This is a genomic window from Longimicrobiaceae bacterium (genome assembly GCA_035936415.1).
In the GTDB taxonomy this organism is placed as follows: Bacteria; Gemmatimonadota; Gemmatimonadetes; order Longimicrobiales; family Longimicrobiaceae; genus JAFAYN01.
Window position 1 is genome coordinate 1 of record DASYWD010000205.1, and the last position, 21,611, is coordinate 21,611.

The 21,611-nt window shown below is 73.2% G+C and carries 19 protein-coding genes; 4 read left to right on the forward strand and 15 right to left on the reverse strand.

Going from position 1 to position 21,611, the window contains the following annotated elements:
- On the forward strand, nucleotides 1–261 hold a 261-nt coding region (locus VGR37_07940; GenBank protein HEV2147320.1), incomplete at its 5' end, for a hypothetical protein.
- Entirely contained in the window at nucleotides 258–755 is a 498-nt protein-coding gene (locus VGR37_07945) for an NUDIX hydrolase (GenBank protein HEV2147321.1), read from the forward strand. The genes VGR37_07940 and VGR37_07945, both read left to right, overlap by 4 nt.
- 4 nt (nucleotides 756–759) lie before the next feature.
- Here VGR37_07945 and VGR37_07950 read toward each other — a convergent pair whose 3' ends face one another.
- From VGR37_07950 to VGR37_07975, 6 genes are all read right to left on the reverse strand, one after another.
- The gene (locus VGR37_07950; GenBank protein ID HEV2147322.1) at nucleotides 760–1,194 is read right to left on the reverse strand and encodes a hypothetical protein; all 435 of its coding nucleotides are present in this window, start codon (nucleotides 1,192–1,194) and stop codon (nucleotides 760–762) included.
- A 142-nt stretch (nucleotides 1,195–1,336) separates the two neighbouring features.
- Nucleotides 1,337–2,635 (reverse strand): tetratricopeptide repeat protein, encoded by a 1,299-nt coding sequence (locus VGR37_07955; GenBank protein HEV2147323.1) that lies wholly within the window; start codon nucleotides 2,633–2,635, stop codon nucleotides 1,337–1,339.
- Nucleotides 2,636–2,684: 49 nt separating this feature from the next.
- Complete coding sequence (locus VGR37_07960) at nucleotides 2,685–3,245, reverse strand: hypothetical protein (GenBank protein HEV2147324.1); 561 nt, start codon at nucleotides 3,243–3,245, stop codon at nucleotides 2,685–2,687.
- Between the two features lie 158 nt (nucleotides 3,246–3,403).
- Nucleotides 3,404–4,768 (reverse strand): sigma-54 dependent transcriptional regulator, encoded by a 1,365-nt coding sequence (locus tag VGR37_07965; protein HEV2147325.1) that lies wholly within the window; start codon nucleotides 4,766–4,768, stop codon nucleotides 3,404–3,406.
- A 237-nt stretch (nucleotides 4,769–5,005) separates the two neighbouring features.
- Nucleotides 5,006–6,517 (reverse strand): S8 family serine peptidase, encoded by a 1,512-nt coding sequence (locus VGR37_07970; GenBank protein ID HEV2147326.1) that lies wholly within the window; start codon nucleotides 6,515–6,517, stop codon nucleotides 5,006–5,008.
- A gap of 75 nt (nucleotides 6,518–6,592) precedes the next feature.
- Nucleotides 6,593–8,038 carry a S8 family serine peptidase gene (locus VGR37_07975; GenBank protein HEV2147327.1) on the reverse strand — a complete coding sequence of 482 codons (1,446 nt, stop codon included), beginning with the start codon at nucleotides 8,036–8,038 and terminating at the stop codon, nucleotides 6,593–6,595.
- A 375-nt stretch (nucleotides 8,039–8,413) separates the two neighbouring features.
- Between VGR37_07975 and VGR37_07980 the strand changes: the two genes are divergently transcribed.
- Nucleotides 8,414–11,002, forward strand: a complete 2,589-nt coding sequence (locus VGR37_07980; protein ID HEV2147328.1) for an ATP-binding protein — start codon at nucleotides 8,414–8,416, stop codon at nucleotides 11,000–11,002.
- Between the two features lie 79 nt (nucleotides 11,003–11,081).
- Nucleotides 11,082–11,696, forward strand: coding sequence for a hypothetical protein (locus tag VGR37_07985; protein HEV2147329.1), 615 nt, complete (start codon nucleotides 11,082–11,084; stop codon nucleotides 11,694–11,696).
- 115 nt (nucleotides 11,697–11,811) lie between these two features.
- Here the strand turns inward: VGR37_07985 and VGR37_07990 are convergent, their stop codons facing one another.
- From VGR37_07990 to VGR37_08030, 9 genes are all read right to left on the reverse strand, one after another.
- Nucleotides 11,812–12,477 (reverse strand): sigma-70 family RNA polymerase sigma factor, encoded by a 666-nt coding sequence (locus VGR37_07990; protein HEV2147330.1) that lies wholly within the window; start codon nucleotides 12,475–12,477, stop codon nucleotides 11,812–11,814.
- 110 nt (nucleotides 12,478–12,587) lie between these two features.
- Nucleotides 12,588–13,778 (reverse strand): lysylphosphatidylglycerol synthase transmembrane domain-containing protein, encoded by a 1,191-nt coding sequence (locus VGR37_07995; GenBank protein ID HEV2147331.1) that lies wholly within the window; start codon nucleotides 13,776–13,778, stop codon nucleotides 12,588–12,590.
- Nucleotides 13,775–14,914: a glycosyltransferase family 1 protein gene (locus VGR37_08000; protein ID HEV2147332.1), complete on the reverse strand. Its 1,140-nt coding sequence runs from the start codon at nucleotides 14,912–14,914 to the stop codon at nucleotides 13,775–13,777. Before VGR37_08000 ends, VGR37_07995 begins: the two co-directional genes overlap by 4 nt.
- Before the next feature lie 158 nt (nucleotides 14,915–15,072).
- Nucleotides 15,073–15,714: a YdcF family protein gene (locus VGR37_08005; GenBank protein ID HEV2147333.1), complete on the reverse strand. Its 642-nt coding sequence runs from the start codon at nucleotides 15,712–15,714 to the stop codon at nucleotides 15,073–15,075.
- Entirely contained in the window at nucleotides 15,711–16,856 is a 1,146-nt protein-coding gene (locus tag VGR37_08010; GenBank protein HEV2147334.1) for a GNAT family N-acetyltransferase, read from the reverse strand. Before VGR37_08010 ends, VGR37_08005 begins: the two co-directional genes overlap by 4 nt.
- 10 nt (nucleotides 16,857–16,866) lie before the next feature.
- A complete protein-coding gene (locus tag VGR37_08015) occupies nucleotides 16,867–18,078 on the reverse strand; it encodes an aminotransferase class I/II-fold pyridoxal phosphate-dependent enzyme (protein HEV2147335.1) in 1,212 nt (403 codons plus the stop codon).
- Nucleotides 18,078–19,055, reverse strand: coding sequence for an NAD-dependent epimerase/dehydratase family protein (locus tag VGR37_08020; GenBank protein HEV2147336.1), 978 nt, complete (start codon nucleotides 19,053–19,055; stop codon nucleotides 18,078–18,080). Before VGR37_08020 ends, VGR37_08015 begins: the two co-directional genes overlap by 1 nt.
- Nucleotides 19,056–19,226: 171 nt before the next feature.
- Nucleotides 19,227–20,912 carry an NAD-binding protein gene (locus tag VGR37_08025; protein HEV2147337.1) on the reverse strand — a complete coding sequence of 562 codons (1,686 nt, stop codon included), beginning with the start codon at nucleotides 20,910–20,912 and terminating at the stop codon, nucleotides 19,227–19,229.
- 105 nt (nucleotides 20,913–21,017) lie between these two features.
- Nucleotides 21,018–21,611 (reverse strand): prephenate dehydrogenase (locus VGR37_08030; protein ID HEV2147338.1); only part of this gene is annotated, 594 nt, incomplete at its 5' end.

Sequence of the window (21,611 nt, forward strand, 5' to 3'; positions counted from 1 at the left end):
GCCTACGCCCGCGCCGGGTACGCGGACGAGGACCGCCCGGGGCCGCTGGACTTCGCGGAGCGGCTGCGGCGGGAGGGCGCCCCCGGCGCGGAAGCTGCGGCCCGGGCCGTGGAGCTGTACCTGCGTGCACGCTTCGGCGGGGAGGCCATCGGCGAGGACGGGCGCGCGGAGATGGCGGATGCGCTGGCCGAGGCGCGCGCCGCGCTCCGGGCCGCGCGGGCGGGGCGGCGGGAACTCACCACCACGGGCGGGCGAGCATGAGCGTTCGACTCCGGGACCGGCGCAGGCGCTCGTCGAAGGGGCGGCAGATCTGGCGCCACCTCCGCACGGCCATGCGCCTCCTGCTGCGCCATCCGGTCCCCAGCGTCTCGGTAGTCCCCGTCCTCGCGGACGGGCGGATCGTGCTGGTGCGGCGGGTGGACGACGACCGGTGGGCCATTCCCGGGGGGATGATGGACTGGGGCGAGGACGTGCCCGGCACCGCGGAGCGCGAGCTGGAGGAGGAGACGGGGCTGCGGATCGTCACCATCCGCCGGCTCCTGGGGGTGTACTCCTCCCCGGAGCGCGACCCGCGGACGCACGCCGTGAACGTCACCGTGGTGGCGGAGGTGGAGGGGGAGCCGGAGATCCAGGACGCCCTGGAGGTCAGCGACGTCCAGGCGTTCCCGATCGAGCGGCTCCCCTTCGGCTACCTGGCGCACGACCACGAGCGGCAGCTCCGCGACTACCTGGACGACCGGACCGTGGTCGCGTAGGGGCCTACGATCTCCGGTAGGTGGCGGTGAGTCCCTGGGCCGTGTAGGTGAGCGTGCGGCCGCTCACCTCCCCCGTGTACGAGAACCCCTCCTCCCCGAGGCTCGGCGGCACCGTGAAGGTGATCGTCCCGCCGGTCATGGAGTACGTGCCGTTCTCGATGAAGCTCTCGGTCTCGGTCTGTCCGTCGTTGAAGATGATGCGGAGCCGCACCGTCTCCGTGTACGATTCGTCGGCGCGCAGCACCATCGTCCCGGACGTGATCTCCAGGCGCCCCTCGGGAGCCACCGCGATCGTGGCCGGCAGGGAGGACCCGTTGACGTCCTGCAGCTCGTACGTGCCCGCGACCCTGGCCCGCGCGTCGGTGGGGCCGTCGCTGCAGGCGCCCGCCACCAGGGCGAGCACGAGGAGGAGGACGGATCCCAGGCGGTGTGTTCTCACGAGACGGCTCCTGTGGGGGGGAAGACGCTGGTTCCTCCCGAACGGAGCGCAACGTACGTGCCCGGGTGTTGCGACACCACGCGGAAGGCGGGCGCCCCGTTCCCGGAGCGCCCGCCTTGCACCTTCCCGCCGGACGTGCATCCTATGCCGTGAGCTTCGGCTCCTCCACCGCCCGCGCCCGCGCCAGCTCCCCGTCCACCCGCACCAGGTCCCGCCCCAGCCCCAGGTCGCGGTAGACCGCGCGCGCCTGCTCCAGGTACGCCTCGGCCTCCGTGCGCCGCCCGCAGGCCAGGTGCAGCAGCCCGTACTCCTCGTACACGCCGGCCTCCTTCACCGCCGGCAGCTCCCGCTCCCGGCAGACGTTCAGCGCCTGCTCGAAGAAGACGAACCCCTCCTCGTCGCAGCGCCGCCGCGCGATCTTCCCGAAGAGCCCGTACACCTCCACCAGCCGCGGGATGTAGCGGTGGGCGATGGCGGCCTCCTCCGCCCGGCGCGCCTCCTCCTCCGCCTCGAAGAAGCGGTCCTGCCGCGCCAGCGCGTCCCCCAGGTTCACCCGCAGCAGGATCTCCCAGAGCGGGTTGCGGCAGCGCTCCAGCCCCTCCCGGAACATCGCCTCCGCGCCCAGGGCGTCCTCCCCCTCCATGAGGATGAGCCCCCGGTTGTTGAACCAGTAGAGCATCCCCCCCTCGTCCCCCGTGGCCTCGATGCACGCCCGGGCGCGCCGCAGCGACTCCTCGGCGCGCGACAGCTCGCCCCGGTGCATCGCCAGGATGGAAAGGTTCGCGTGGAAGGGCCACTCCAGCCCCGGGTCGCTCAGCCCACGCGCCAGCCGCAGCCCGCGCTCGTACCACGTCCACGCCTGCTCCCGCTGTCCCCGGTCGTCGCACAGGTTCCCCAGCCCCTGGCAGGCCACCGCCTGCCCCGCGAGGTCCATCTCGTCCACCGCCAGCAGGTAGCTCCGCTCGTACCACCCCCAGGCCTCGTCCAGCCGCCCCGCGGCCCGCACCACCCGCCCCAGCCTGCGCAGCGCCAGCACCTGCGGGCCCTTTTCGCGCAGGTCGCGGGCGATCTCCAGCGCCTGCCCGTAGATCCGCTCCGCCTTGTCCAGCCGCCGGTCCTCCTCCTCCATCTCCCCCGCGCGCACCAGCGTCCCGGCCGCCGCGGCCAGGTCGCCCTCCTCCTGCTTCTGGATCGCCTCCAGCACCAGGTCGAAGAGCCGCTGCAGCCGCTGCTGTGCGCGCTCGGCCAGCTCCGGGATCAGCGCCCGCAGCCCCGCCGGGTCCACCACGCGCTTCCCCACCGTGGCGTAGGCCCCCGAGCGGGCCCACACCTTCTCGGAGTCGATCCGGGAGGTCCCGATCACCGCGTCGCTCAGCGGCCGGAACTCTTCGGAGTCGGGGATGAGCGCGAGCGCCCGCTCCACCAGGAGGTGCGACGGCATGCGAGGATCCGACTTCGGTGGCGAGAAGGTGCGGCGGCGGACCCGGGGGTCAGCCGCCCGCCATGGTGTAGGCCCCGCCGCGCGCCGAGTAGGTGGAGAAGTGCGGCGTGGTGGAGAAGAGGCGCGTCCCGTCCGGGCTCACCGTTCCGCCCAGCGAGGTCCACCCGCCGTTCTCCCAGCGCCCCACGTCCAGCGCCCCGCCCGTCGGGAGGAGCACCCCCTGCAGCGGGAAGGAGATGGTCACGGGGGTGTTGAACCGGATCCCGTGCGGCTCGAACTCCGCCAGCACCCGCTTCCCGAGCGTCGCGTCGCTCGGCAGGACGATGCTGATCACCGTGTCCTGCGGGAGCGCCCCCGCCGGGACGTCCACCCGGAAGCCGGCCAGCTCCACCGAGCCGCCCTCCGCGGCGGTGATCCGCTTGCTCACGCTGCGGGGAGCGGTGAGGTCCGGGAGAGTGGCGAACTCCAGCACCCCGTCCAGGTCGATGGTGGCGTCGAGCAGCGCGGCCGGGGCGGCCGGCTCCGGCGAGAGCGGCGCCGCCGCGTGGTCCGAACAGCCGGCCAGCGCCAGGAGCGAGGCGACGAGGGGGAGCAGGAAGCGGCGGGTCATCGGAAGTCTCCTCCGGGAGAATGGGTTCGTCTCCCCCGGTCCAAAGCAGGTGCCGTGCCGCGGGCGCACGCCCGGAACCCCAGCATTCGCAGGGGTTTTCGAGGTGGGACCCGGACGTGGGCTCCCCGGCGCTGCACAAAAAGAGTGAAGCGGCACAGTTATGGGGAAGCCGCGTCCAGCCCGTAGTCGCGCACCTTACGGGTCAGCGTGTTCCGGTGCAGGTCCAGCACCTCGGAGGCGCGCCCCATGTGCCCGCCCACCTCGCGGAGCACCTCGCGGATGTGGAGCCGCTCCACCTCGGCCATGGTGAGCGTGGGGGAGTACCCGGGGAGCGGGGAGGCGTCGGCGGGGAGGGCGGAGTCGGGGAGGAGCTGGTCCAGGGGGAGGTGCTCGGCGCGGAGCACGGGGCCGTGGGAGAGGAGCACCGCGCGCTCCATGACGTTCTTCAGCTCGCGGATGTTCCCCGGCCAGCCGTGGGCGCGCAGCCGCTCCAGGGCCGAGCGGGCGATCCCCCGCAGCGGGCGGCCGTAGTACGCCGCGTAGCGGGCAGCGAAGTGGCGGGCCAGCAGCTCCAGGTCGCCGCCCCGGTCGACGAGCCGCGGGAGCGGCAGGGTGACGACGGCCAGGCGGAAGTACAGGTCCTCGCGGAAGCTCCCCGCGGCGATGGCGGCGCGGAGGTCCTTGTTGGTGGCGGCCACCACGCGCACGTCCACGGCGATGCGCCCCTCGCCCCCCACGCGCTCGATCTCCCGCTCCTGCAGCGCCCGCAGGATCTTGGACTGCAGCGTGAGCGACATGTCGCCCACCTCGTCCAGGAGGAGGGTGCCCCCGCTGGCCCGCTCGAAGCGGCCGATCTTCCGGGCGATGGCGCCGGTGAAGGCGCCCTTCTCGTGCCCGAACAGCTCCGACTCCAGCAGGTTCTCCGGGATCGCCGCGCAGTTGATGGCGACGAACGGCCCTGCGGCGCGCTCGCTGTTGCGGTGGACGGCGCGAGCCACCAGCTCCTTCCCCGTCCCGCTCTCCCCCAGCACCAGCACCGTGGCCGACGACGCCGCCACCCGTCCCACCATCCGGAACACCTCCAGCATGGCCGGGGAGGCGCCGATGGCCGTCTCGTCCTCCCCCGCGGCGAGCGGCGCCGGGAGCGGGACCACCTCCTCCGGCGGAGCGAACACCTCGCTGAGCGCCCCCGCCACCTCCTCCGGGTCCGCCGGGGCGGCGAAGACGCCGACCACGCCCATGCGCGACGCCTCCACCATGGTCTGCATGGTGGGCTGCGCGGTGGTGAGCACCACCGCCCCCGGCGCGTTGGCGGACTCGGCGATGCGGCGCACCAGCGCCATGTCCACCGCCGGGAAGTCCAGCGAGAGCACCAGCGCCTCGCACCCGCGCTCGGAGAGGAGCCGCAGCCCCTCGGCGAGCGAGGCGGCGCCCTCCACCTCCGCCCGCCCTCGGAGCGCTTCCACGAGCGGCGGCAGGGGGCCGGGGTCCGGGTCGATGACGAGCAGCCTGGGAAGCGGCACGGGCGACGGGGCGGAGGGTGGGCGCGCGTGTCCCCAATCTTGTGGAGGGAGCGCCGCGCCGCAACCGCACCCTGCACCAAAAATGTGCGAGCGCCGGAGAGAAGGGGACAGGAACGGGGGAAGCGGGATGGCCTGCGAACGGCGCCCCCGCCGGGAAATCCCGGTGGGGGCGCCGTTTCGCACTTCGCACTTCGCACTTCGCACTTCGCACTTCGCACCGCTGTTGCCGGCTGTCCCCTACCGCAGCGAGCGGGCGGCCTTGACCGCGGCGAGCGCATCCACGTAGCCCGCGCCCACCTCCCACTCTCCGTATCCCGGCATCGCGCGGGCGGTGCGGGTGAGCACGGCGAGCGCCTGGTCCGGGGTGAGCTTCCCGCCGGACGCCTCCTCCATCAGCGCCACCACGCCGGCGATCGCCGGCGAGGCCATGGAGGTGCCGTCGATGCAGGTGTAGTAGGGCACGTGCGCCGCCTCGATCGAGCAGATCCGCGCGTCGTGCTGCGCCGCGAAGGCGGTGATCTCCAGCCCCGTGGAGGCGCGGGAGGAGACGGTGTGCACCCCCGGCGCGAGGATGTCCGGGTGGTACATGGCGTCCCCCGGGATCCCGCGGGAGGAGAAGTCCGCCAGGAGCCGGTCCCGCCCGTCCTCGCAGTGCGCCCGGGAGTTGGTGGGGTTGGCGGCGCTCCCCGCCGGCTGGCCATAGTCCTCCGCGAGCTTGCAGCCGGCCGCGACGCTGATGACCCAGGGCGCCACGCTGCGCGGGTTCATGGTGTCCTCCCCGGGACCCTCGTTCCCGCCCGCGAAGACCACCGTGATTCCCGCCTCGTATACCTCGCGGGTGGCGATCGTGAGCGCGGAGTTCGGGTTGAACCTGCCGGTGGACCCCCAGGAGTTGTTCACCACCTGGATGTTGTACTTCTTCCGGTTCTCGATGATGTAGTCGAAGCCCGCCAAGAGGTTGATCGTGGGGAGCACGCCGCCCACGGCCGCGCTCACGCCGATCAGGTGCGCCCCGGGCGCGACCCCGCCGTACTTCCCGCCCGAAGCCTCGCCGCTTCCGGCGGCGGTCCCCGCCACGTGCGTCCCGTGTCCATTGTCGGTGTCGGTGTTCTCGACGTTCTCCACGAACACTTCGTACCCCTTCTTCGCGGGCTTCGGGGTCTTGAGCCCGGTGACGGAGTCCCGCCCGGGGAAGGTGTAGAGGTCCTTGCTGTGGGCGACGGCCTTGACGTTCTGGACGGTCTTGGTCCCGAAGGCGAGGTCGGGGTGCCCGGCGTCGATCCCGGTGTCCAGGATGGCGATTCCCACTCCCCTGCCGGTGTATCCGGCCTCCCAGGCCAGGTCCGCGCCGACGCTCCCCACCACCTGCCGGTTGAGGAGCCGCTCGGAGGTGTTCGCCCAGAGCCCGCGCACGCCTGCCAGGGCGCTGATCGCGGAGACCTGCTCGGGGGTGGCCAGGGCGGCGACCATGGGGAGGTGCTGGAAGCCGATCACCCCCGCGCCGAGCTGCTGGATGGACGCGGCGAGCGCGTCACCCGTGGTGAGTGCCTCGTCGAAGGTCACGATCACCTCCAGTGGATCCGCCTCCCCCGCGCCGAGGAGCGCGGAGCCGAGCGCCGGATCCACCTCCACTCCGGCCGCGACGGAGCGGAGCCTCGTCTCCGGATGGAGCAGAGCGTCCCCGGCGGGGCCGTCCTGGCACGCGGCCAGGAGGAGGGTCCCGGCGGCGAGGGTCAGCAAGCGCTTCATGAATTCCTCCGCGGTGAGCCGCTGGTGGTAAGCGGGCACCGCGCCCCTCCGGGCGCGGTGCCGCATGGTGTGGTGCTACCGGCGCGAGACCTTCACGGCCTCCAGGGCGTTCAGGTACCCGGACCCGACCTCCCACTCCGCGAAGCCCGGAAGGGGCGTGGCGGTCTTGCGGATGATCTCGATCACCTTCGCCGGCTTCAGCTTCCCTCCGGCCGCTTCCTGCATCAGCGCCACCACGCCGGCCACGTGGGGGGCGGCCATCGAGGTGCCAGACGCGCAGGTGTAGTAGGGGGCGTGCGTCAGGTCGATCGCGCAGCGGGTCAGGTCGCTCGGCGCGTCCAGGCCGTTCATCACCGTTCCGGTGGAAGCGCGCGTGGAGACGATGTACACCCCCGGCGCGGTGATGTCCGGGTGGAACATGGGGTCGCCGGGGATGCCGCGGGAGGAGAAGCCCGCCAGCACCGGGGCGCGCCCGCTGGCGTCCTGGCAGCGGGACCGCCAGTTCGCGGCGTTGGCGTCGTCGGTCAGCTTGCACCCGGCGGCGACGCTGATCACCCAGGGGGCGAGGCTCCACCGGTTCAGCGTGTTCTCACCCGGACCCGAGTTCCCGGCGCTGAAGACCACCGTCACCCCGGCGTCCGAGACCTTCCTGGTGGCTACGTTGATCGGGGCCTTCGGGTCGTACGCGCCGCCCGCGGACCCCCAGGAGTTGTTGACGACCTTGATGTTGTACTGGGCCCTGTGCTCGAGGATGTAGTCGAAGCCCGCCAGCGTCCAGAAGATGAAGAGGACGTCGCCCGCGCCGATGCCGATCAGGTTCGCGCCCGGCGCGACCCCCCTGTACTTGCCCCCGGAAGCCGTGCCCTTCCCGGCCGCGGTGCCCGCCACGTGCGTGCCGTGGCCGACGGAGGTCTCACTCACCGCGACGTTGTCGAGGAAGAGCGTGGCCCCCACCACCGGCTCCTGCCCGCCGAAGGAGAAGCGCTCCTCCAGGTCCGCCACGTACTTGACGTTCGCGATGGTCTTGGAAGGATAGGCCAGGTCCGGGTGCAGCCCGTCGATCCCGCTGTCCAGGATCGCGACGCCGATCCCCTTCCCCGTGTACCCCATGGCGTGCACGTCGTCCGCGTGGATGCTCTCCAGCCCCTCCGCGTTGTGGTAGTCGAGCTGCGCGTTCAGGTAGACCCCCGTCACCCCGGCGATCCCCTGGATCCCCTCGATCTGGCTGGGGGTCGCGAGCGCGGCCACCATGGGGAGGTGCTTGAAGCCGATCACCCCCGCACCGAGACCCTGGATCGCGCTGCTCACCGCGCCGGCGGTCGTCGCGGAGTCGTCGAAGACGGCGATCACCTGGAGCGGGGTGCTCGCGGTGGCGGCGGCGAGCGCCGCGTCGAGCTCCGGATCCGCGGTGGCGGCGAAGCTCGGGTGTCCACCCGGCGTGCTCAGCGGCGAGACCGGCCCCGTGTCCTGGCACCCCGCGGCGAAGAGCGCGAGGAGTGCAGCCGAAAGAAGGCGCTTCATGGGTTCCCTCCCTGCGAGGTTCATCGGTTTCTCCAGGTTCGTCGGTTCACGGCGGCGTTGCCGGCCCGGCAAAGGGCAAGGGCGGGACCGGGTGCCGTGCACGCCCCGCCGGAGGGGCGCCGGGAGCCGACCCCGACGGAATCCGCCATTTCTCGATGTTGTGCCAAGCAGATGCGCCACAAACGCTTACGCGCCGCCGGCGGGCGGATGTCCGGGTGTTCCCGCCATTCCGCTCGGGCCGGCGGAGGTTGCGCCGGGAGGTCGGGCGCGCTCTCTTGAAGGAGCCGCCCTGCACAATTACAGTGAAATCGCTTTCACCATTCCGGGGCACACTTCGCCCCAAAATGGTGACCACCGCCTGCCCGCCCTGCCCCCATGACCGACCCGTCCCCGCCCCGGAGCCCCACCCGCGACGCCGAGGAGACCTTCCGCCGCTTCGTCCTGGTGGGGGCGGGCGCGGCGCTCGCGTGGGCCCCGGTCTGGTTCCTCTCCGGGGTGCCACAGGTGGGCGCGGCGCTCCTCCTGGCGGCGGCCGTCATCTCGGGTGCGTACGCCGCGCGCGCGCGGGTAGGGCACCGCCTCGCCCGGCACCTTGCGGTGGCGACGGCCGTGGCGGTGGTGCTCGGCGTGGTGGGGGTGACCGGGGGGATCAACGGGACGCGAGGGGCCTGGGTGTTCGTGCTCCCCGTGGCGGTGGTGCTCCCGCTCCGCGTGCGCGCGGCCGCGGCGTGGGGGGCCATCGTGGTCGCGGCGGTGGCGGGGCTGTGGGTGCTGGAGCTGCGCGGCTTCCCCTTCCCGGACCTGGTCCCCGCCGGGAACCGGGAGCGGGTCGGGGCGGCGGTGCACGTCAGCGTGCTGGCGCTGATCCTCCTCCTCTCCCTCATCTATGCCCGGACCCGCGCCGCCACCGTGCACAGCCTGCACGCCGCCAACTGCGCCCTGCAGGCGGCCTCCGCCGACCGGGAGCGCAGGGCGGGCCGGCTGGCGGTGCTCAACGACGTGGCGCGCATCCTCGCCTCCGAGCGCTCCCCCGACCGCCTCTACCGCGCCTTCTACGTGCAGGTGGGACGCGTGCTGCGCCGCGACGCCTTCTACGTCGCCCTCTGGGACGGGTCCTCCGGGACGATCCGCTACCCGCTGATGTACGACGAGGGGGTCGAGTACCCCGGGCACCAGGACCCGCTCGGCGACGGACCCACGAGCCGCGCCATCCGTGAGCGCCGCACCGTGGCCTGGTCGGACCGGGACTCCGCCGGGGGCGCCCTGTGGGGGAACACCGCCCGCCCCGCCCGCGCCGCCATCCACGCGCCCATGGTCAAGGACGGGCGGGTGCTGGGGGTGCTGGCGGTGTTCAGCTACGCCGAGCCGTACTCGGACGAGGACGTGCGGCTCTTCGAGTCGCTCGCCGACCAGGCCGCCGTGGCGGTGGAGAACGCCGTGCTGTACCGGCTGGCGAGCGACTCCGAGGCCCGTTTCCGCGAGGTGCTCGCCGCCATCGAGCGCATGGTGGGGCACGCCGTGGTCATCACCGACCTGGCCGGGCGCATCGAGCACGCCGCGGGGACGGAGCACGTCCACGGCTACGCCCCCGCCGAGCTGGTGGGGGAGCACGTCTCCTTCCTGGGGCGCAACGTCCCCGCGGCCGCGCGGATCACCGACGAGTTCCTGGCCGCCACCGCCGCCGGGGAGCCGTGGACGCGCGTGGTGCAGGCCACCCGCAGGAGCGGGGAGAACTTCCCCATCCTGATCTCCGCTTCGCCGTACCACGAGACCGGCGGCGGGCGCAGGGGGGTGGTCACCATCGGGGTGGACCTCACCGAGCAGATGGAGGGGCAGCGCCGGCTCATGCAGTCCGCCAAGCTGGCCGCCATCGGCGAGCTGGTGGCGGGGGTCGCGCACGAGCTGAACAACCCCCTCACGGTGGTCAAGGTGACCGCCTCGCTCCTGGAGCGCGAGCTGGAGGGGGAGGCGGCGGCCGACGCCCGCGCCATCCGCGAGCACGCCGACCGCGCCGCCCGCATCGTCCGGGGGCTGCTGCACTTCGCCCGGCAGACGCCGCCCGAGCGCGCCCCCACCGACCTGAACGAGGTGGCCGGCCGGGTCTGCCGATTCCGCGAGGCGGGGCTCCGCGCCCAGCACGTGGCCCTGGAGACCCGCTTCGCCCCGGACCTCCCCCGTACCCTGGCGGACGGCCCGCAGCTGGAGCAGGTGCTCCTGAACCTCCTCCTCAACGCCGAGCAGTCCATCGCCTCGGGCCGGGGGCGCGGCCGCATCGTGGTGAGCACCGAAGCCGAGGGCGGCGTGCTCCGGCTCTGCGTGAGCGACAACGGCCCCGGGATGCCGGAGGAGGTCCGCGCCCGGGTCTTCGAGCCGTTCTTCACCACGCGCGGCGTGGGCGAAGGGACCGGGCTGGGGCTGGCCGTCTCCCACGGGATCGTCGCGGAGCACGGCGGCACCATCCGGGTCCGCTCCGAGCCCGGCCGAGGCGCGGAGTTCACGATGGAGATCCCCCTGCTCCGGGTGCCGGACGAGGCGGACGGCGCACCCGCCCCACCCCCGCCGGACGCGCCCGCCCGCGCGCCGCTGCGCGTGCTGGTGGTGGACGACGAGCCGGAGCTGCGCCGCATCCTCCGGCGCTACCTGGAGGCCCGCGGGCACCGGGTGGACGAGGCCGCCTCCGGCGCCGAGGCGCTGGAGCGCGTCGCCGCGGCCTCGTACGACGCGCTGGTGCTGGACCTCAAGATGCCGGAGATGCCCGGAGACGAGCTGTTCCGCCTCCTCCGCGAGCGCCACCCGGAGACCACCGCGCGCGTGGTGTTCGCCACCGGGGACGTGATCTCCCCCGCCCGGCGGTCCTTCCTGGAGGGCACCGGCCGCCCCGCCTTCGAGAAGCCGTACGACCTGGCGGAGCTGGCCCGCGCCGTGGAGGAGAACGCCGCCACCGACGCTTCCACGCCGCGTTAGCACGATCCTCGCATTGCTCCCCGCCGGGGAGGGCCCCGCGCCCCCAGAGGCACTCGGAAAAAGCACCGGAGGAGCGGACATGCAGGAGCAGCAGCAGTACGAAGTGGACGTCGTGTACCGGGTGACGGTCCGCTACGCGGTGAGCGCCCCCGACCGCGGGACGGCGGAGCGCATGGCGAGGGAGATGTGGCAGGCGGAGGAGGACGGCGTGGGCGGCACCGAGATCTGCGAGCTGGAGAGCGTGCAGGTGGCGGGCGCGGTGGACGAGGACGAGTGCGGCCAGGACTGCGACCAGGTCTACCGGTTCCTCCGGGACCGCGAGCTGGTGATCGAGCGGCTGGACGAGGACGCCTTCAACCCCACCATCCACGACGCCGTCTCCGCCGAAGAGGTGGCCCGGCACCTGGGGTGGGACGCGGAGGACGGCACGCTCGACCTGCCGCGCGCCATGCGCGTCCTGGAGCGCCTCTGCGAGCAGCACCGGGTGGTCTGCTTCTCCCGTCCGCGGGTGCGCCGGGGTGAGCGCGGCGAGATCCGCCTGTACTGCACCCCGCAGCACCTGGAGCGGCTCTCCGCCCTGTTCGTGGAGCCGGAGCTGGAGGCCGACCCCGACACGCTGGCGCAGCCCGGCCCCGAGGCCGGCGTCGCCGCCGAGCCCGCCGCCGCCGGCCAGCCCGAGCACGAGACGGTGTAGCCGGGCGGCAGACGCGAAGCGGGGGAGGGCGCCGTCCTGGCACCCTCCCCCGCTTCGTCCAGTCGTACCGGCCTTTACTTTCGCACTCCCGCACCTCGCACTTCCGTACCCGCCGTCAGACCGGCACGGGCAGCAGCATCCGGAAGGCGTTCCGCGCGCGGTTCAGCCGGCTCTTCACCGTCCCGACCGGGATCCCGATGGCCTCGGCGATCTCCTCGTAGGTGCGGTCCTCCACCTCGCGCATCACGAACGGGATGCGGTGGTGCTCGTCCATCCGCCCGATGGCCGTGTCGATGGCCTCGCGCAGCTCGCTCCGGTACGCCTCGCGCTCCGGGTCCGCGCCCGTGGCCGCGAACTCCACCGGGCGCGACGGGGCGCCCGAGGAGGACGTCTCCGGACGGATGTCCGAGAACGCGGTCTCCCGCCGCCGCGAGCGGTTGCGGAACTCGTTCTTGAGCAGGTTGTTCGCGATCGTGTGGATCCACGTCGAGAACTTCCGCCCCGGGTCGTAGCTCTCGCGCGCGCGGTGGATGCGCAGGAAGGTGTCCTGCGTCAGGTCCTGCACGCGCTCCTCGTCGTTCAGGCGCTTCCGCAGGAAGCCCTGGATGCGCGGCTCGTACCGCTCCACCAGCACGCGGAAGCCCTCCGCGTCGCCGTCGGTGTAGCGCTGGAAGAGCTGCTCGTCCGTGAGATCGTCGAAGGAGAATCGCTCCGCAGCCACCGGACGGACCGGACGCACCCCCCGTCGGCCCTGGGCGTCCAGCGCGCGGTTGATCTCCACAGCACTCGGTAGATTGGTCGCGATTTTCATGGCTGAAATATAATACGATTCCCTGGAAATGTCGAGGGTTCCGAATCCACGATCTGCAGTTGCAACCACGCTTCCCACAGTCACTTCGCCCCTTCGTGAGCCGCCGGATTTCCGCGCTTCTCCCCTTCCGGCCCCGGGCTCCGGCCGCGCCGCGCCCTCGATTCCGCCACCGTGAGCCCCGCGAACAGCACCGCGCCCAGCGCGAGCTGCAGGTAGAAGGTGAGGAGGCGCCACCCCGCCGTGGTGAGCCCGATGATCCTCCCCGGCAGGAGCGCCGAGTACACCAGGTAGAAGGCGGCCTCCGCCCCGCCCGAGGCGCCCGGCGTGGGGACGAAGAGCATCACCGTGAAGACCACCCACTGCAGGAGGAAGAAGAGGACCGGGTCCACCGGGGCCCCCAGGAAGGCCGCCAGCGCCGACACCACGGAGTATCGGCAGATCCACTGCACCGCCGTGAGGAGCATGGCGAGGAGGAAGAGGCCCTTCCCCCGCTTCGCCACCAGGCGGTACACGTCCCGGAACTCCCACCACCCCTTCCGCAGCCGCCGCCGCACCCTCGCCGCGAGCCGCAGCCCCCAATCGCGGGGGCGCTCCCCCAGGCGCCCCACCAGCACCAGGCGGAACAGCAGGCGGAGAGCGAAGAGCGCCGCGAGCCCCGCGCCCAGCACCACCAGCGCGCTCCCCTCGACCTCCCCGGCCAGGCGCTGGAGGACGGGGAGCTCCCACGCAGAGGAGATCACCGCCGCCGCCGGGAGGGCGAGGAGGAAGAAGAGCGAGTCCTCCACGTGCCCCAGCGTGACCACCGAAGCCGCCGCGCCGGGGGAGATCCCCCGCTGCATCATCATCCCCCAGCGGAAGATCTCGCCGCCGGAGGAGGTGGGGAGCACGGAGGAGCCCAGCTCCCCTCCCAGCACGATGCGGAACGCCTCGCGGAAGCCCAGGTCGCTCCCGATGAAGCGCGTCCAGATCCAGATGCGGAGCGCGTTGGTGAACCACGGGACCAGCCCCAGCACGATCGCCAGGAACAGGTAGCCGCGCGGGAGCTCCGGGAGGGTGGCGAGGAGGCCGCGGTCCGTGGTGGCCCAGGAGAGCGCCAGGTTGGCGAGCACCCCGAAGGGGATCAGCAGGAGCGCCAGGCGGAAGAGCCGGTCCAGCGTGAGGCGGCCCTTCCGCCGCGGCTGGCCGGTGGAGATGTCGCCCATCCCCCAGACGTGGAGGTGCTCCTCCTCCGGAGCGGCTGCGCCCTCCGCCCCGGGGCGGGGCCCCGTCACGCGCCCCCGCCCCGCGCCGACTCCACCACCTCGCCGTAGCTCCGGATCAGGCGGCCGTTGATCGCGCTCCAGTCCCGCTCCCGCGCCGACTCCACGGCGCGGCGCCCCATCCGCGCGCGCGCCTCGCCGTCGCGCAGCAGCTGCTCCACGCGGTCGGCCAGGTCGGCGGGGTCGTTGGCGCGGGCGATCCACCCGTTCTCCCCCGGCTCGATCTGGTCCGGGGGGCCGCCACGGTCCACCACCACCGCGGGGAGCCCGGAGGCGAGCGCCTCCAGCACCACGTTCCCGAAGGTCTCCGTGGTGGAGGGGAAGACGAACACGTCCGCCGAGGCGTACCAGCGGGCCAGCGCCTCCCCGGTCTGGTGCCCGGCGAAGCAGGCGTGAGGGAGCCGCTCCTCCAGCTCCGCCCGCATGGGCCCGTCGCCCACCAGCGCCAGGCGGAAATCCGCCCCCCGCTCCCGGAGGACGCGGTCCATCTCCACCAGGTCCGCGAGATCCTTCTCCTTCACCAGGCGGCTCACCAGCAGGACGAGGGGCGTCGCCTCGTCCGCGCCGGCGCGCCGCCGCAGCTCCGGGTCGCGGTGGGCGGGCGAGAAGCGGCTCGCGTCGATCCCCCGCGACCACAGCTCCAGGTTGCGGATGCCGTGCGCCTCCAGCTCGCGGATGATGCTACGCGAGGGGGCGTACACCCGCGCGCAGCGCGCGTAGAAGCGGCGCAGCATCCCCCACCCGAACCCCTCCAGCGCCGGGACGCCGTAGTAGCGGAAGTACGAGACGAAGTGCGTGTGGAAGCTGGCCACGGCCGGGATCCCGCGCCGTGCGGCGTACCGCTGCGCCCAGGAGGCCAGCGGGGTGGGGCTGACCACGTGGACGAGGTCGGGCTCCCAGGCATCCAGCTCGCGGGCGATCCCGTGCCCCCAGGGGAGCGAGACGCGGTAGTCCGGGTAGAGCGGGAAGCGGACGTAGCGCACCGGGCGCACCCGTCCGCTCCACGGCACCTCCGGCCCCGGGACGAACGGGGAGTGCACGCGGAAGTCCACGCCCCGCGCCTCCAGCGTCCCGAAGAGCTGGGCGAGGGTCCGGGACACGCCGTCTACGTGGGGGAGGAGGCTCTCCGTGAAGTACGCGATCTTCATGCGGCGGGGGGTGCCGGCCCGGTGCCCCGGCCCTCCCGGGGGAGCGGGAATCTAACCCCCGGCGAGGCGCCCCAAAAGCCCGGACGGCGCGGGGTCTTCGCAGGTGCGCGGCCGGAGGGATGGTGGCGAGCCGGCTGCCTGTCGAGAGCGCCCCCGGATCATCCCCCGTGCAGGAGGTAGAAGGCCAGCTTGAGGTACTCGTTGAAGTAGGCGATCACCCCGTCCTCGCTTTGCCACCAGTCCCGCTCGGAGAAGGCCCACGCGGGGACCGGCGACATGAGGATCTCCGCCCCCGTGCCCCGCGTCCCACGGCGGAGCGCCATCCGCGCGCGGCGGGAGTGGTAGGAGTTGGTGACCACCACCACGCGGCGGGCTCCGCTCCGGAGCACGTAGGCGCGGAGCGCCCGGGCCTCGTCCGCGGTGCTCCCCGCTCCACCGGGCGGCTCCAGCACGGTGATCGCCTCCGCGGGGACGCCGGCGCGCCGGAGGATCCGCACCGCCACGTCGGTGCGGTTGGGGAAGAACCCCGCCTCCACGGCGGGGCCGCTCCGCTCGCGCACCAGCACCACCCGCGGCGCGACACCCCGCCGGTACAGCTCCGCCGCGTGAAAGGGGCGGGTGTTCAGCTCGCCGCCCAGGGCCAGGATCAGCTCCGCGCGCGACACGGGGTCGCGCACCGTGAGGAGGCGTGCGACCCCGGTGAGGAGGGGCGCCCGCAGGGCGTACGCCGCGAGCGCCACCACGGCCAGGGCGAGAAGGATGCCCCCCGCGCGCCGCAGCCGCGGGGACGCGCCGCTCAACGGCCGTTCCCGAGCGGAGTCTGGAAGACGCGGTACCGCTTGTACGGGGTCGCGCCCATCTTCTCCATCGCCCCCCGCATCTCCAGGTTGTCCTCCAGGATCCAGGAGCCCTCGCCGGTGCGGTACCCCCGGGCCGCGGCCACCCGGAAGGCGTGCAGGTACATGGCGGCGCCGAGCCCCAGGTGCTGGTACCCCGGCTTGAGCCCGAGCGTCAGCACGCGGAGCGAGTCGATCCTGCGCCGGTGCCAGAGGAAGCGGAAGAGGCCGAAGGGGAAGAGGCGCCCGTCGGGGAGGTGGCGGAAGGCGCGGTTCAGGTCGGGGAGGGCCAGGAGAAAGCCGACCGGCTCGCCGTCCTCCTTCTCGGCGAGGAGCACCAGCTCGGGATCCACCACCGGGCGCATCTCCTTCGCCATGTGCTCGAACTCGGCCTCGGTCATGGGGACGAACCCCCAGTTCTGCGACCAGGCCGCGTTGTACACCTCCTGCACCCGGCGCACCTCCTCCTTCAGCTCCTTCATCCGCACGGAGCGGATCCGGACGCCGATGCGGCGGGCCAGCCGCTCCATGGCGGCCACCGCGCGCGCCGGTGGCTCGGGGCTCGCCATCCAGTACGCCAGCAGGTCCTTCTCCTTCCCCAGCCCCGCCCCTTCCAGGAGCCGCGCGTAGAAGGGCGGGTTGTGCGACATCATCACCGCAGGCGGGGCGTCGAAGCCCTCCACCAGCACTCCCGGGGAGGAGAGCTCGTCGTTGGTGGAAAGGTTCATGGGCCCCATCATCCGCTCCATCCCGCGCTCCCGCAGCCAGGCGGAGGCGGCCTCCACCAGCGCGCGCGCGGCCTCCGCGTCGTCCGCGCACTCGAACAGGCCGAAGAAGCCGGTGCGGTCGCCGTGGAAGCGGTTGTACCGGTGGTTGACCACGGCGGCGATCCGCCCCACCGCCTCGCCGCCCCGCTCGGCCAGGAGGTACGCCGCGTCGGCGTGCTGGTGGAAGGGGTGCTTGCGGCGGTCGAGCAGCCCCTCCACGGCCATGCGCAGCGGCGGAACCCAGCTCGGGTCCCGCGCGTTGATCTTCCAGGCGAGGTCGACGAAGGGGCGGACGGACTCGTCCGGGCCGAGCTCCCGGACGCGGAGCGGTGCCGTCATGCAGTGGGGGTCAGATGATGGCGAGCTCGCGTCCCACCCGCGCGAAGGCCTCGAGCACCCGGTCGAGCTGGTCGCGGGTGTGCGTCGCCATGACGGAGGTGCGCAGGCGGCAGGCGCTCTCCGGCACGGCCGGCGGGAGGACCGGGTTGGTGAAGACGCCGGCGTCGAAGAGCGCTCTCCAGAAGACGAAGGTGTGCTCCATGTGCCCCGTGCTGACGGGGATGATGGGCGTCTCCGACTCGGCGGTGTCGAAGCCGAGCCCCTGCAGGCCGCTCCGCAGGTACGCGGCGTTGTCCCACAGGCGGAGGCGGCGCTCCGGCTCGCGCTCCATCACCTCCAGGCAGGCCAGCACCGTCGCCACCGCGGAGGGCGGCATGCTGGCGCTGAAGATGAGGGTGCGGGCGTGGTGCTTCAGGTAGTGGATCACGTCCGCCGGCCCGGCGATCGCCCCGCCGATGGAGGCGAACGACTTGGAGAAGGTGGCCATCGCCAGGTCCACCCGGTCCTCCAGCCCGAAGTGCTGGGCCGTGCCGCCCCCGCGGTCCCCGAGCACCCCCACGGAGTGGGCGTCGTCCACCATCACCCGCGCGCCGTACTCCCCCGCCAGCGCGACGATCTCCGGGAGCCGGGCGATGTCGCCCTCCATGGAGAAGATCCCGTCCGTGACGATCAGCACGCCCTTCCCGGCGTGGGTCTCCAGCATGCGGCGCAGGGCGTCCATGTCCGCGTGCGGGAAGCGCACCATCTCCCCGGCGGCCAGGAGCGAGCCGTCCACCAGCGAAGCGTGGTTGAGCCGGTCCTGGATGGCGACGCTCCCGCGCCCCACCAGGGTGGAGATCACCCCCAGGTTGGTCTGGTAGCCGGTGCTGAAGACCAGCGCCGCCTCCTGCCCCATGACCCGCGCCAGGCGATGCTCCAGCTCCTCGTGCAGGTCGAGCGTGCCGTTCAGGAAGCGGCTCCCGGTGCACCCGGTGCCGTAGCGGTACAGCGCCTCGCGGGCGCGCTCCAGGACGTACGGATGGTGCGTCAGGCCCAGGTAGTTGTTGGAGCCGACCATGACCTTCCGCTCCCCGCGGATCACCACCTCGGTGTCCTCGGAGCTCTCGATCGGCTGAAAGTACGGGTACAGGCCGCGGCCGATCATCTCGCGCGCCGCCGTGAAGCGGCGGCACTTGTCGAAGAGGTCCGCGGACTTCCGTACGGTGTCCAATTTAGTCGCCATCAAAGCCATCCGTTGTTTCGGTACCACCGGGCGGTGTGCGCCACCCCCTCCGCCAGCGGCGTCGCTTCGCCGGGCGGGAGGAGCGCTTCCGAGCCGGAGAGGTCGCAGACCCACCCTTCCGCCAGCATCTCCTCCGCCTTTTCCCGGTTGAAGGCCGGGGTGAACCCGGCCATCCGGCCGACCCCCTCCGTCGCCGCCGCCGCCGCCCGCACCAGCGGCGGAGGAAGCGGGAGGCGCAGGGGACGCTTCCCCAGCGCCGCGGCGATCGCATCGACCAGCCCGCCCAGCGTGTGCACCACCGGCTCGGCCACGGCGTACGTCCCGGCCGGCGCGTGCGCCGCCCTCTCCAGCGCGCGTGCCAGGTCGGGGGCGTAGATCAGGTGGAGCTTCCGCTCCCCGGCCGGGGTGGGGGCGAGCCGCCGGTCCACCATCCGGAAGTAGGTGAGGAGCGCACGGTCGCGCGGCCCGTACACCGCGGGGGCACGCACGACGGCGACCTCGATCCCCACGGCTTCCAGGGCGCGGATCCGCCGCTCCCCCTCCAGCTTGCTCCTTCCGTACCCCGTCAGCGGGTGCGGCGTTTCACCCGCACCCCGCGGCCGGCCGTCCCGCATGGGGCCGCAGGCGGCGTAGGAGCTGAGGTACACCAGCCGCCGCGGGCGCGCGGGGGCGCGCAGGAGCCCCTCCGCCACGGCGGCGGTCCCCTCGGCGTTGGCGTGCTGGTACGCGGCTTCGCTGGGGGCGGCGGTGACCGCCGCCAGGTGGTACGCCACGTCCACGCCGTCCGCTCCGCGGGCGATCGCCTCCGGGTCCGCCAGGTCGCCGCGGACGAGCTCCACTCCGCAACTCTCCAGGAGCGAGGTGTCGCTGGTGGATCGCACGAGGGCACGGAGGCGCCAGCCGCGGGACGCCAGCCTGTCGACGAGGTGGCTCCCCACGAAGCCGGTGGCCCCGGTCAGAAACGCGGAGCTGCTCACCTTTGGGGAGTCAAAATGCGCGGGAAGGGCAAAAAGCGCAACGGGATGCGGGTACGGGTCGCCGCCCGCGGCCGGTCGGCGGGCGCGGGCTTCGAGCAGACAATATGCGGCCGGAGGCGCGGGAAGTCACGGGTCGCGGCCGGAAGCGGCCCCGGAGCGCCCGCCGCTGGGCTACGCGAAGCGGCGGACGAAGTCCCGCTCCGCCTCGGTGGTTCCCACCAGGATCAGCTCGCCGTCTGCGGGGAGGACGGAGTCGGCGGGGGGGTTGATGGCGATCCCGTCGGGGGTCTGCACCGCCACCACGCTGCACCCGCTCGCCTCCCGGATCCGGGTGCCCGCGAGCGGCCGCCCCGCCAGCGCGGGCGGGACGGGGTAGCGGAAGACGTCCAGCCCCTCGGCGAGCATCACCACGTCGTCCTTTTCCAGCACGTTGAAGACGGCGTTGGCCCCCATGGAGGCGTACGACATCACGAAGTCCGCCCCCGCGCGGTGCAGGGTGGAGACGTTGCGCTCCAGCGTGGCGCGGCTGACGATCTGCGCGTCCGGCCGGAGCCGGCGGCAGTAGATGGTGAGATAGATGTTGGTGGCGTCGTCGTTGGTGGTGACCACCACGGCGCCCGCCTCGCGGATCCCCGCGTTCTGCATGCACTCCAGGTCCGCGGCGGAGCCCACGACGTACGTGCCGTCGTCGCGGACCCGTGACGGGTCCTGCTCCACGATCCGGTAGGGGACGCCCCGCTCCCGGAGCGCGTCGGCGACCGACCGCCCCACGCGCCCGCCCCCCAGCACCAGCACCGGGGCGTCGGGGCGGTTGTAGATCACGGTCAGCTCCTGGAAGCGGGCGAGCTGCTCCTCGGACCCGGCGAGCACCAGCACGGTGGAGTGCCCGATGGGGGTGTCCGGGCCGGGGATCCCGAAGCTCCCCCGCTCCCAGAGCCCCACCACCGTGAGCCCCGTGGCCTGGCGGAGCATCCCGTCTCGCAGTGTCTTCCCCACCAGCGGCGTCCCGGTGGCCGGGGCCTCGGCGATCATCAGCTCCCCGAAGCGGCCGATGACGCTGGCGCGGGTCTCGCCGCCCAGGGTGCGGCGCGCGAGCGAGCGGCCCAGCATCTCCGGGAGGTGCAGGACGTGCGACGACCCGGCCAGCTCCAGGATGTCCACGGAGTCCGCGGCCCGCGCGATGGAGACGATGGGGACGCGCGGGGCCACCTCGCGGGCGGTGAAGGCGATGTTGGTGTTCTCGTAGTCGTCGCCGGTGGCCACCACCAGCACCGCGCCCTCGGCGCGCGCGGCGTGGTACGTCTCCACCTTGTCGCGGTCCCCCACCATCACCCGCACCCCCGCGTCGTGCAGGTCGAGCGCCCGCTTCACGTCCGGCTCCAGCACCCAGTACGGGCGCCCGTGGTACGCCAGGCGCTGCACCAGCGAGATCGCCACCGGGTCGTAGTGGGTGACCAGCACGTGGCCCCTCGCGCCCTCCGGCACCTCGCGCGGCGCCCGGCGCGCCGACTGCGCCTCCAGCCAGGGGGCGTAGAAGAACTGGATGAAGGTGAAGGGGAGGACCACGAGGAGGAAGATCACGCCCGACAGCAGGACGAGCATGGAGAACGTCCGTCCCAGGTCGGTCTGGAAGGTGATGTCCCCGAACCCCAGGGTGGACATCACCGTGAGCGTCCAGTAGAAGCCGGTGATCCAGGAGTGCTGCTGCCCCTCCGCCGCCATGAGGAAGTGGAAGGCGATGCTGTAGACCACCACCAGCACGACCAGGAACGCGACGAACCGCGACAGCAGCCGGAGGTTGCGTCGCGCCGTGTGGCTCTGCAGGAAGAACGCGAGCTGCGCGGGGATGAACTTCATCGGCCTCCTCTGCGGCGGTGGGTCCGGAGCGAACTTCGCCGGGCGGGAGGGGGGGTGTCAACTGGGAAGGCGAGGAATGTTGAATGTAGAAAGGGACGGCGGGGGCTAGGGCGCGGGCGGGCGCCACCAGGATCGCGCGGTGGAGAGGAAGCGGTGGAGGGCGTCGGCGTCGCCGCGGAGGAGGGCGGCGTGGAGGTGGTCCAGGTGGTCGCGGAGGGAGGCGACGGCTTCGGCCAGGGGCGCGGCGTTGTCGAGGGCGATCGCGGTCCACATTTCCGGCGAGCTGCCGGCCAGGCGGGTGGCGTCCCGGCCGCCGGGGCCCAGCTCCGCGTGGGGGATGCCGCCGTGGGCGAGCGTGAGGGCGAGCGCGGTGGAAGCGAGCTGCGGGAGGTGGCTGCTGCGGGCCAGCAGGCGGTCGTGCTCCGCGGCGTCGATCATCTCCGGGCGAGCGCCGACGCCGGACCACAGCTCCCGGGCGAGATCGAGCGCCCCGCTCCCCGTGGACGGGGTGGGAGAGAGGAAGACGCGCGCGTCGGCGAAGAGGCCGGGGCGCGAGGCATCCCAGCCGGACAGGTGCGAGCCGGCGAGCGGGTGCGAGGAGACGAAGCGCCCGCCGATCCCCAGCGCCTGGGCCGCGGCGCAGGCGCTCCGCTGCGTGCTCCCCACGTCGGTCACCAGCCGCGCGGAGCGGAGCCGCGG